We start from the raw sequence: 12,195 nt of genomic DNA on the forward strand, positions 1-12,195 counted from the left end.
GTATCATTTTATGGTCAATGGCCAAACGGGCTTGGTGCATGGTGATTTCCCCAAAAGTCCTTGGAAAATTACCGGTGTGATATTAGCAGTTCTAACCTTCATCCTCATCATTGCTTATTTTGCCATGCAAAACGGCGCATAGTTATTTTATTGAGAAAAGAGCAAAAACCTTCTTTTAAGAAAGTTTTTTGCTCTTTTCTCAATAATTCATAATTTCAATTGTTTTTATTAAACTACAAGATTGGTTAAAGGGTCAAAACTAAGATTTAATGACTATAATTACAACAGCACCCTTCCTTCTAAAGCTCTTGAGAGGGTAATCTCATCAACGTACTCTAGGTCACCACCAACAGGGACACCATTGGCTATGCGCGTTACTTTAATACCGGAAGGTTTGATTAACTTGCTCAGGTATACGGCCGTCGCCTCACCTTCAACGGATGAGTTGGTGGCCAATATGACCTCCTGGGTATTTTCCGGTTCAAGACGTAATAATAATTCTCGTACTTTGATGTCATTTGGTCCCACATTTAGCAAAGGGGATATGGCACCATGGAGCACATGATAAAGACCCTTGTATTGTCTGGTCTTTTCATAAGCAGCCATGTCTCTTGATGCCTCCACTACCATAATGGTTTCTTGATCTCGATTAGTGCTTTTACATATTGGACATAATGTATCGTCTGTTAGAGTAAAACATTTACTACAGAACTTAATATGTCGCTTAGCATGAACAATCGCCTTCGCTAGGTTTTCTGCGGAGGCTTCTGGCATGCCTATGATATGAAAAGCCAATCTTTGGGCTGTTTTGTTACCGATTCCCGGAAGCTTTGACAATTCGTCAATGAGTCTTCCTACATGATTACCAAAATAATCCATTTCTACCATCCTTCGATTGCTTGTTAGAACAACCCACCTGGCAAGTTCATACCACCTGTCATTTGGGACATTTGGCTGCTTACCGCTTCTTCGGCTTTTCGAATTGCTTCATTAACCGCTGCAACAACTAAGTCCTCTAACATTTCAACATCATCTGGGTCAACTGCTTCTGGATCTATGGTAACTTTGGTTAACTCTTTTTTTCCATTAACTTCTGCTTTGACCACACCGCCACCAGCTGTTGCTTCAAACAGTTGTTTATCTAGATTTTCTTGCATCTCTGCCATTTGTTTCTGCATTTTTTGTGCCTGCTTCATAAGGTTGTTCATGTTACCAGGTGCACCTGCACCAGGAAATCCTCCACGCTTTGCCATACTATTGCCTCCTTATCTAATCTCAATGTCAAAGTTTATCTTTGATTTTATTTGCTCATATACGTTCTTAGCATCTTTTAAGCTTTCATCTTTGCTCATCTGTCTCTGGGTTATTTGGTTATAGTCTTCTTGGTCTATCACCTTGATGTTGAATTTTTTGTCAAACATCTGTTTAAGCACATGGTCTATTTTACCCATATTTTCTTCTTGTGACAAGTGATTTTTTCCAATTTCACTGTCGCATACGATATAGACCACGTCATCTTCTAAATTGATTGGAAATGCATTTTTTAAAAAGGCTTTGGTTACGGTATGTGTATGTTCCACCACACCCATCCAATTGTGAATAACCTGTTTTATATCTTCTGGTACAGCATTAATATCGATGACTTTTTGCTGTGATTTTTTAAGTGCTACTTTCGAAGATTTTTTTTCCGGTATGACTTCATGAACCATAATACCATTTTTTACTGTTTCTTCAAGATTGGTTAATCGATGTCTTAACCCTTCGTTTGAATCATCCATATCTGGATTACACAATTTAAGTAACTCTACTTCCAAAAGAATCCTCTCACCTGACATGTACTTGATTTTGTTTTCAAGATTAGACAGTTGCTTTATATAATATAAGATGGTCTCATCTTTAAAACGTACGCTCTGAGATTTTAGTAGGAGAATCTGATCCATGGTCATATCCAATATTTCATCCGGTTCATCCACACTTTTGACCACCAATAGATTCCTAAGATGGTTAACTGTATCTAGTATAAATTGTAAAATATCCCTACCTTGCATGGTGATTTTCTCCACGATATCCATACAGACTTTTGCATTTCGATCAAGTAGGGCATCTGTTAATTGTGCAAAAACTTCATGGTCCACAGCCCCCAGAACATCCAATACTTTCTCAAGGGTCACATCTTCTCCAATATAAAATGCAATACACTGATCTAGGATACTAAGTGCGTCACGCATGGAACCATTGGCCACTTTGGCAATATAATTTATGGCTTTTTCCTCTATTGCTATGTTTTCTTGTACCATATAAGTTTTTAGTGCGCCGGTAATTATTTCTATGGTGATTCTTTTAAAATCATAGCGCTGACATCTTGATAGTACTGTTGACGGTATTTTATGAGGTTCAGTTGTAGCCAGAATGAAGATAACATGCTTAGGTGGCTCTTCTAATGTTTTTAACAGCGCATTGAAGGCACCTGTTGATAGCATATGAACCTCGTCAATAATATAGACTTTATATTTCCCAAGTGTAGGTGTATACTTTACTTCATCTCGAATATCTCTAATATTATCAACACCATTATTAGATGCTGCATCAATCTCTATGATATTCATACTTCCCTTTTCCTCAATATCCACACAAGAAGGGCACCTATGACATGGGTTGCCTTCAATTGGCGCTTCGCAGTTGATGGCCTGAGCAAATATCTTGGCTGTAGATGTTTTGCCCGTTCCTCTGGTCCCACATAACAAATAGGCATGCGTCACCCGCTGTGACATGATTTGATTTGTCAGTGTTTTTACAATATGATCTTGTCCCACTAAGTCTTTGAATGTTCTTGGACGCCATTTTCTATACAAGGCCGTATAAGCCATTTGAGTCACTTCCCATCTGTTTCTATGTCAATTATACTCTTTTATCATTTTACCACAAGTTTAGATTCTCTTGAAGGTCCTTCCACCGTAAAAGCTTCAAACCCATATATGGTTAAAAAATACTTACACATCCAAATCTTTTTGGTATAATAACATTTATAAGGTGGTGATTCTATGAATTTTTATTTAGCAAGACAACCCATATTTGATCGGAATCAAGTTGTGATTGGGTATGAGATTATCTATAGAAGCAGTTTAAACTCTCCTGAAAAAGTAGACAGTGAGTATGACGAGGCCACATCTCGTCTATTGCTTAACAGCTACCTCGACATTGGCATGGATACTTTAATGGGCGGCCATATTGCCTTCATCAACTTTGATCGAGAACTGGTTCTTAAAGATAGTCCTCTACTCTTAAACAAAAGTACTACAATTATTCAGATTTCCTCGGCTATCGTCCCAGATCCCATTTTCTTGGATAAGATTAGTGAATTTAAGAATGATGGTTATCTTATTTCATTAGCCGGCTATTTAGATAATTATCCACATATTAACCTTCTAGAGTTGGTCGATATTATCCAAGTGGACCTTACCACAAACACTGCCAGTAGCCTTAAACGTATTGTTAAGCGTTTCCAAATGACGACTCAAATACTTTTGGCAAAAAATATAGAGAGCCATGATAGCTATGAAACGCTTAAAAGGATGGGTTTTGAACTTTTTCAAGGATATTATTTCTGTAAACCAACCTTAACAAAAGGCAAAATACTACAACACTCCAATCTAAATAATGTTGAAATCTTAAAGTTGTCTAATGAAAGTGAACCCAATATTAAGGAAATCTCTAAGCGGATAGAAGAAGATATTAATCTGACCATCAAACTACTTAGATTGGTTAATTCAAGCCATTATTTTATGAATAAGATTCAATCCGTCCAGCATGCTCTTGCCATGGTTGGTGTTCAATCTTTTAAGAATTGGCTTAATATTGCACTTTTGGATTCTTTACTGGGTGAGCAAACACCGGAGATTATAAAGCTATCCATGGTGCGTATGAAAATGATGGAAGAAATCGGTCATATCAGTAAATCAAAGTTAAATACAGACTCTTTGAAACTAATTGGTTTGCTTTCTGTTCTGGATGTATTACTGGACAAGAATATGATGGATGCCGTTGGACCCCTTCCAATAGAAAGGGAACTAAAAACCACTTTGTTTGGTAAGGATACAATCTATACGCCAATCTATCGATTGGTCCTTGGTTATGAAAAAGGTGACTTCAATATCGCTTACAGATATGCAGAAAAAGCAGGCATTCATCTAGACGCTCTACCTCAGATTTATGCAAAGTCTATACAATGGGCTGACGATTTATATAACCACATTTATCCTAGCGGAGAGCCTACGGTACTGATATAGTAGCATAATATGATGAAATGGAGTCTTAGCTTTAACCTACAAATAAGAAGAAGAAAAAGGCTCGGAGCTTAAAAGCGCCGAGTCTTTTATATTATTATTAAATTCCGTGCATCGCACTTCGAATCTCAAACACAGGCGTTACCTTACTAGTTTACTCAAACCCGGCACCCTTACGGCACACAAGAAATTCTGCTTAGTGCTGCTTCCGTCAAGATCTGACACGGTTCACAGATTCTCATTGCGTAAGACCAGATCTTCATCGTCACTTTTTAAGGGCAGCCCCACATTCTTCAACCCTCGGATTGATATCACTCCTGCTATAGCGGATTGCAGGTACAGGACACCGCTAACTCCCCAGCTGCACGGAAACTTTTCGGCTTCATTATACAACATTTATCAAGTCCTATGTTATTTCTAAACGCTAAATCAGTATATCGGTTTTTCAACTTTCTGTCAACCTGTAGCAGGATAATTTCTCTCAGATTTCTTCCATTGTTTGAACGCTGGTTTTATCTGTTTTTTTCTCTTCACGAAGCATTTTAAAAAACTCGGACATCATAGTAGCACAAGCCTCTTGACATACACCTGTTACCACACTCACTTGATGATTGAACCTAGAATCGTCAAGTAGATTATAGATAGATCCAGCACATCCGGCTTTTGGATTCATTGCACCGATAACCACTTCCTCCAATCGTGCTTGCACAATTGCTCCGGCACACATGGGACAGGGTTCCACTGTTACATACATGGTACAACCTTCAAGACGCCAATCGCCAATGACTTTACTGGCTTCTTCTATGGCCATTAATTCTGCATGGGCCAAAGTGGATTTTTTTGAATTACGTTGATTATACCCTCTTCCAATAATTTGTTCTTCAAATACAATAATAGCTCCTATAGGAACTTCCATAATTTTTGCTGCTTTTCTACCTTCTTTGATGGCTTCTTCCATCCACTTTTCCATTTAACACACTACTTTCTAATTATCATTGCTTCTTTTCTATTATTGTAACATGGTTGGTTAAGGCTTCAAAACTAAGTTTTACTAAATCCTCCTATAATTCATAGATTGCGTTGATACTTTCGCAAGTATTCATTATACGTGATAGTCCAACTATGTAGTTTTATAGCCTTAACCTTGGTTAAGGCTTCAAAACTAAGTTTCACTAAATTCTCCTATAATTCATAGATTGCGTTGATACTTTCGCAACTATTCATTATACGTGATAGTTCAACTATATAGTTTTATAGCCTTAACCTTGGTTATAGATATTGTTTGAAAATGCCGATATAATGTAAACAAGGAGGTGGGCTTATGTATAATATAATGATTGTTGATCAGCAAAAATCAAATCATGAAAAAATCAAGCTATTTCTTCAAGAATCTAAACAAGAGTTTGAGATTATTGGCGAAGTTACTAGTGCTGAACAAGCGGAGAGCCTACTTGAGAAAACTGAAGTGCATATAATTATAGCCGATGATTTATTACCCAAAAAAACCGGTCTTCAACTTTTTATAGATAACAGCGAGAAATATCCGAATATGCATATGATTCTATTTACCGATTATAACCGTTTTAACAGTTCAAAGGATATTATGGCTCACGGGAGGATGGACTTTCTTTTTAAGCCCATTCGTCGTAATGACGTGGTTAAAAGTATCATTCATATGAGCCATTTTGTTGATGAGGCCATCCAAAAAAGTGACGCTTTAAAAATAGTCCGTGCTTCCTATGAAGGTCATCTAAATGTTTTTAGAGACAGATTTCTCATCAACCTTCTCCACGGACATATGGATAGCGACTTAACCATTTACAATCAGATGAATTACTTCAGTATTCCTTATAATAATAGCTTTACTGTGGGTGTTATCAAAATTGACCATTATAGAACCTATCAACTTGCCTTAGATGAAGAAGAAAGACAGTTTCTAATCTTCAATGCTCTAAACGTAGTCGCCAATTATGTTGAGGACAAGCAACTTGGCTTTGTTTTCATTAATCGATATGATGAACTCTCCTTTGTTTTTACAATCGAAATGGGTGAAGATGATTTATTCAATCATGCTTATAATCTACAAGAGCTTCTGTCCTCTATGCAAAAAATAAGAGTGACCATAGGGCTTGGCAAAACCTATCACCAACCTATGTTCATCAGCGTTTCTTACCATCAAGCACGAGCTGCTTTAAGGAACAGTTATTATTTAGGTCAGGCTTCTATTATCCATGTTAATTACATCCCCGGAAAAGGCGATATCGCTTATTTTTATCCACGAGATAAAGAGCAGTTGATGATTTATGCAACGGTCAATGGTCATCTAGAGGCTTCTTTGGAATATTTGGATTTTATTTTTGATGCCCTCAAAGTAGATAATCAACTCCCAAAACACTATTATCAGATTATGATTATTGACCTCCTCGTCAACATTAATCGTACTGCCATGGAAAATGGTCTTTCAATAGAGGATTTTTTCAAATCCTATATTCGCCTTGGTGAAATTAATACCATCGATAATCTTAATCAAGCCCATCTCTATTTAAAAGATGCACTTTCAAAGATATGTGCCTATCAAAAAAAAGTCATACTGACCTCTGACGGGCAGCTTCTAGATGCGCTTTATAGATATGTCCACACCTATTATGCAAATAAAATCTCACTACGACGAGCGGCTCAATTCCTAAAAACTACCCCTTATCACCTTGAACAGATTATTATGAATCAAGAAAAACAAACCTTCTATGATTTCTGTATGAGCATACGCTTGAACGTATCAAAAGAATTACTTAAAAACACATCGGAGTCCATCGCTTCCATATCAGAAAAAATTGGTTTTACCAATCCTGAATACTTCGTAGCCATTTTCAAACAGCATTTTTATATGACACCTGCCACCTATAGATATGATGGAAAAGATCGAATTATACACCATATTTAGTCGCAAAAGCTATTGGTTCAGTCTTATTGTTTTGACGCCTTAACCATAATTAATAAAATAATTTTATAGTTCACAAAAGATTCACATTTTTTACATACTACATACACATTAATCCGTTATTATAAGAGTGTAAGAATTAGTTACCTCTTACATATTAAATACTCTCCCCCTCATCCTTTATAAGCACCCGACGAAAGTCTAGGTGCTTGTTTTTTGTCAAAATCTTTCAAACACTCTATCTTGAGCTGTTTATGTTCGTTCCAAATTCTAGTAAATGCTTACGGTATTTCTTCGGAACAAAGTTCTCTTGTAACTTAAGATTAATTCGATCTTCAATAGCAATCTTGTCAAAATAAGTTTGCCACAATTTTCTAAAAAAAATCTCTTCTTCTAGCAAACCATCCTCAATAATATGATTAAAGTCTGTCATTAGCCATTGGCCTTTTTGCCCTACTATAGCTAAAGCTCTTTTAACATCATGGATGATAAACTTTTCTTCTTTAAAACGATCTGAAAAGTGTTCTCCAAGCAAACTGATGATATTATGGTCCGGTTCAAACTGGGCATATAGATAATGCCCCAAATCTGAAAATCTAAGCAATCCCATAAATCTATGCTTCTCAAAACCCACTTGTCTTCCAATCTTAAGGACCTGATAAATGGCATCTACAGAACGCATTCTATCTGTGGCCAAACCATGTTTAAATGCAATTTCCATGCAATTTAGTAACATAGTATCTTTATCATAAACATTAGATAAGAACGTATGATAGATGTTGAAATACATATATTCAGAGAACTGATTCAACATGGCTTGGTGCACCTTAGTCGATTGATTAGGATCCGTCTTTATATACCTTGTTGTTTCTAAAAGCTTTGGCTGATAGATTCTTTCTTCATAAATACCTTCTACTTTTTCCTCATAGTAGTGATGATAAATACAGGTCAGAAATCCATCAAACTGGCCATCATATAAATAGACCATAATTATACCTCAAAACAATGAAAGCTGGGTGTGTTTAGGAACAGGATTAATGGCGCTTTTAATGGATGATATATCAAAGCTTTTTATTCCAAAGAATTTGCCATTACACGTAATAAAATATCTAGCCCGTTTTGCAACCACACCCATTTTTTGTAAATCTTCGAAATCCACTTTTATCAGCTGCCGTTGCTTAACAATCCTACTTGCAGAAGTTGGTCCTATACCTGGTATTCTTAGTAGTTCCGAATAACTCACCTTGTTAATCTCCATGGGAAATAAGTGTATGTTATTTAGTGCCCAATGGAATTTGGGATCATAGTCCAAATCAAAATTACTTTCTTTTTCTGTTAAGATCTCCTCTGCAGAAAATCTATAGAATCTGAGTAACCAATCCGCTTGATAAAGCCTATGTTCTCTAATTAATGGGGGTGCTGTCATAATGTCCGGTAAATTCTTGTCTTTATTCACCGGCATATAAGCTGAATAATAAACACGCTTCATATTGAAAGTCTTATATAATTTTTCTGATGTCAGTAGAATACTTCTATCTGTATCCTGAGTTGCACCGACTATCATCTGAGTGGATTGACCTGCCGGTACAAAGCTAGGTGCTGATAAATAACGACGTTTTTCTTCCATTGATCTTCCAATGCTTTCTTTAATCTGTGCCATGGGAAGAAAAATCTTCTTTGGTTGTTTTTGTGGTGCTAGTAGCTTTAAACTGGATTCACTAGGCAATTCAATATTAACGCTCATTCTATCCGCTAATAGACCTAGTTGATAGATTAACATCTGATCCGCTCCGGGTATTACTTTAACATGTATGTAGCCTGAAAATCTATGTTCTGTACGAAGCAGTGTCAAAACTTTAAGGATTTTTTCCATGGTATGATTAGGATTGATTTCTATTGCCGAACTAAGGAATAACCCTTCAATATAGTTTCTACGATAGAAAGCCATCGTAATATATGCTATTTCTTCAGGTGTAAAACTGGTTCTTATGATATCATTACTACTACGATTAATACAATAGGCACAGTCATAAACACAATCGTTGCTCATTAAGGTTTTTAAAAGGGAAACACATCGCCCATCAGCTGACCACGTATGGCAGATGCCACAAGCCGCCGCGTTACCCATAGAGCCTGTATTCTTCTTCTCAACACCACTTGATGAACATGAGACATCGAATTTTGCTGATTCAGCCAGTATACCCAGTCTTTCCATAATATTGTTTTCTAACACAAAGCCACCACCTTATGAATCGTCTTCCTATAGTTCATTATAACAAATAAATCAACCGTTAGCAAACATATGTTCCCTTTATCACAGATAAAATAAAGAAAGACACCTCATATTTGAGATGTCTTTCTTTGTTTTATCTGTTTTTCAAAAAACTTCTGATATACTTCATAACCAGATAATCCAATATTGATAACCTTGATTAGGATTTTTACAATCTTTTTTGTAACTTTTAAGCGCTTAACACATTTAATGGTTTTTTTTATCCATTTTAGCATATTGCCTTTTCTTGATGGCATCAAATCAACTCCAGCATTTTTATTATAATCTTACAAGAATTGGAAGCAGCAAGTTGTGTAAATTCATTAAAGTTCATTTCTGCAGAGTCGTCTGCCTTATCTGAAATAGACCGAATGATAACAAAAGGAATCTTGTTTAAATAGGAGGCTTGTGCCACAGCTCCCCCTTCCATTTCCGTACAATAAGCATCAAACTTATCCAATAACCATATCTTTTTCTTGATATCTGAAATGAACTGATCGCCACTTACGATCCGCTCAACATATACATTTGTTGCAGAACTTAAAACATCCGTCGCATTCTTTGCAATCTTAATCAAATGCTGATCTGCTTTGTATGAAATACAACCCATTCTTGGGACTTCTCCTAAAGCATATCCAAAACCGGTTGCATCCATATCATGCTGGATTGTGTCACTTGATATGACCACATCACCAATCTCTAGAACGTCACTAAGAGCTCCTGCAACACCTGTATTAATTATGGCATCCACATGAAAACAATCTATTAGAATCTGCGTGCAAACCGCGGAATTTACTTTACCAATACCGCCTTTTACAATAACGACCGATGCACCACTTATTAAACCAACGTAGAATTCTAGAGATGCTATGGAACGCACTTCTTTCAAATCCATTTTTTCTTTTAGAGTTAATACTTCTTCTTCCATAGCTCCAATAATGCCGATAATTTCCATTAATAATCCTCCTTTATTTCATGAATTAACTTTATACGCCCTATTTTATTATTATAACATATTTTCTGAAGTTACTATATGATGATTGTATATTAAACAAAGCTACCAACCGGCAGCTTTATTTAGTATCTTGTAATTATTATCTCACATATATATTGTAAGTTGGTTACATATTTCGTTCTGCTATTTCTGCTAGAGGGCTACGTTCAACCCTTTTCAGAGTGACGTGGCCTGTTATTCCGAAAGGCTTCATCTTTTCAACGGTATAAATCAACCCATTTGATCTGGCATCTACATAATGATTGTCAATCTGGTTATCGCTTGGATCTCCTAATAAAATGAACTTAGAATTATGGCCTGCTCTCGTTAGCATTAATTTAGCTAGATGGGGTGTCATTTCTTGTGCCTCGTCAACAATGATAAACGAATTGGTAAAAGTTCTGCCTCGCATATAAGTGAAGGTTTTTGTTTCTATAATACTTCTTTGCCTATACTGATCAATAAAATCATCTACAGTAAACAATGGCTTCTGGTTGTTAAAACGTTGTTCTTTTTGGCTATCTTTATTCAAGTCCTTTAAGTCCGTTAGATTCTCAATCGCATCATAGAAGCTACCCATCCAAGGTTTAAGCTTTTCAACCTCTGTACCTGGTAAGTAGCCAATATCTTCTCCTGCCGGTACAACCGGTCTTACGAAAACTATTTTTCTATATCGATTTGATTCAATAACATTCTGAAGTGCCGCTGCTGTAGATAATATAGTCTTACCGGATCCTGCACCACCTGTAATTGTAACAAAATGTATATCTGGATTCATAAGTAATTCAAAAGCCATCTTCTGTTCTCTATTAATTGGGCTTAAGCCCCACGCTGTTTCATTAACGTATTTTAGGGGTACAATCTTTTGTCCGTCAAATCGAGCAATAACCTCATGGCCTGAACGGTTATTGCTTCTAATATGCAGAAATTGATTCGGATAATACTGTTCTTTTACAGAATCTTCCGGTACAAAACCGCCTCCATATATGGCATCGATCGTTTCTGATGGCCACTCTACATCTATATAACCTGAGTAAATCTTGTCATTGTCAATCTTATCATTTTCAAAGTCTTGTACTTCAATGCCTAATGAGCTGGCCTTTATATGCATGTAAACATCTTTTGTTACTAGAATTGTTTTGATGTTTTGATTGGCTTTTTGTAGATTCTTTACCACTGCAATAATTTTCGAATCATTTTTACTATAATCGACGCCGTTTGGTAGTACATCTGTGTCCAAATAATTCTGTTCTACTTTTATCATACCACCATTTTCCAGTGGAATACCTTCTGATATATTACCTTTATTCATCAACATCTGTAATTCTTTAGCGACATGTCTGGCATTAAATCCCACCAAACCATCTCTCTTTTTTAAGTTGTCTAATTCTTCAATACATAAAATGGGAATAATGACATTGTTGTCTGAAAACTTATACATGAATTTAGGATCGTGTATCATAACATTGGTGTCAATAACGTAATTCTTTACCATAACATCCGCCTCCTAGAATTATATTGCAAGTCATATATAGTAATGATTAATGATTCAAAACTATATAGTCGAACTTTCATTAAAATACATATAAGGGTTAAAGGGTCAAAACTAAGTTTCACTAAATTCACATACAATATATAGATTACGTTGATGCATTCATAACTATATATTGTATGCAAAAGTTCAACTATATAGTTTTGACACCTTAAC

General features: G+C 36.1%; 11 protein-coding genes and 1 other RNA gene. 2 read left to right on the forward strand and 10 right to left on the reverse strand.

From position 1 onward, the window contains the following. Nucleotides 1–279: 279 nt before the first annotated feature. The 3 genes from recR to dnaX are packed head-to-tail and all read right to left on the reverse strand — an operon-like array spanning nt 280 to nt 2,867. Nucleotides 280–879: a recombination mediator RecR gene (gene recR, locus AC6F8J_RS10035; RefSeq protein ID WP_500723064.1), complete on the reverse strand. Its 600-nt coding sequence runs from the start codon at nt 877–879 to the stop codon at nt 280–282. Nucleotides 880–902: 23 nt separating this feature from the next. Then, nucleotides 903–1,253: a YbaB/EbfC family nucleoid-associated protein gene (locus tag AC6F8J_RS10040; RefSeq protein ID WP_275843490.1), complete on the reverse strand. Its 351-nt coding sequence runs from the start codon at nt 1,251–1,253 to the stop codon at nt 903–905. A gap of 12 nt (nt 1,254–1,265) precedes the next feature. After that, nucleotides 1,266–2,867, reverse strand: a complete 1,602-nt coding sequence (gene dnaX, locus AC6F8J_RS10045; protein WP_500723066.1) for a DNA polymerase III subunit gamma/tau — start codon at nt 2,865–2,867, stop codon at nt 1,266–1,268. A gap of 174 nt (nt 2,868–3,041) precedes the next feature. On the opposite strand from dnaX, the gene AC6F8J_RS10050 reads away from it, so the two are divergent. After that, nucleotides 3,042–4,286, forward strand: a complete 1,245-nt coding sequence (locus AC6F8J_RS10050; RefSeq protein ID WP_500723068.1) for an HDOD domain-containing protein — start codon at nt 3,042–3,044, stop codon at nt 4,284–4,286. A 104-nt stretch (nt 4,287–4,390) separates the two neighbouring features. On the opposite strand, the gene ffs is transcribed toward AC6F8J_RS10050, so the two are convergent. Next, an RNA gene (ffs, locus tag AC6F8J_RS10055) (signal recognition particle sRNA large type) lies at nt 4,391–4,652 on the reverse strand. 112 nt (nt 4,653–4,764) lie between these two features. Further along, the gene (tadA, locus tag AC6F8J_RS10060; RefSeq protein WP_500723069.1) at nt 4,765–5,253 is read right to left on the reverse strand and encodes a tRNA adenosine(34) deaminase TadA; all 489 of its coding nucleotides are present in this window, start codon (nt 5,251–5,253) and stop codon (nt 4,765–4,767) included. A 351-nt stretch (nt 5,254–5,604) separates the two neighbouring features. On the opposite strand from tadA, the gene AC6F8J_RS10065 reads away from it, so the two are divergent. Further along, nucleotides 5,605–7,224, forward strand: a complete 1,620-nt coding sequence (locus AC6F8J_RS10065) for a helix-turn-helix domain-containing protein (protein ID WP_500723071.1) — start codon at nt 5,605–5,607, stop codon at nt 7,222–7,224. 235 nt (nt 7,225–7,459) lie between these two features. Here the strand turns inward: AC6F8J_RS10065 and AC6F8J_RS10070 are convergent, their stop codons facing one another. The 5 genes from AC6F8J_RS10070 to AC6F8J_RS10090 form a co-directional block, all read right to left on the reverse strand. Continuing rightward, on the reverse strand, nt 7,460–8,209 hold the full coding sequence (locus tag AC6F8J_RS10070; protein ID WP_500723073.1) for a TIGR03915 family putative DNA repair protein: 750 nt from the start codon (nt 8,207–8,209) through the stop codon (nt 7,460–7,462). A gap of 9 nt (nt 8,210–8,218) precedes the next feature. Then, on the reverse strand, nt 8,219–9,454 hold the full coding sequence (locus AC6F8J_RS10075) for a putative DNA modification/repair radical SAM protein (protein WP_500723074.1): 1,236 nt from the start codon (nt 9,452–9,454) through the stop codon (nt 8,219–8,221). A 107-nt stretch (nt 9,455–9,561) separates the two neighbouring features. Further along, nucleotides 9,562–9,750, reverse strand: coding sequence for a hypothetical protein (locus AC6F8J_RS10080; protein WP_500723076.1), 189 nt, complete (start codon nt 9,748–9,750; stop codon nt 9,562–9,564). Next, nucleotides 9,750–10,442 (reverse strand): 5'-methylthioadenosine/adenosylhomocysteine nucleosidase, encoded by a 693-nt coding sequence (locus AC6F8J_RS10085; protein ID WP_500723079.1) that lies wholly within the window; start codon nt 10,440–10,442, stop codon nt 9,750–9,752. Before AC6F8J_RS10085 ends, AC6F8J_RS10080 begins: the two co-directional genes overlap by 1 nt. A 172-nt stretch (nt 10,443–10,614) precedes the next feature. Then, nucleotides 10,615–11,982, reverse strand: a complete 1,368-nt coding sequence (locus AC6F8J_RS10090; protein ID WP_500723077.1) for a PhoH family protein — start codon at nt 11,980–11,982, stop codon at nt 10,615–10,617. Nucleotides 11,983–12,195: the final 213 nt, after the last annotated feature.

The sequence above is a fragment of the Petrocella sp. genome (assembly GCF_059865615.1).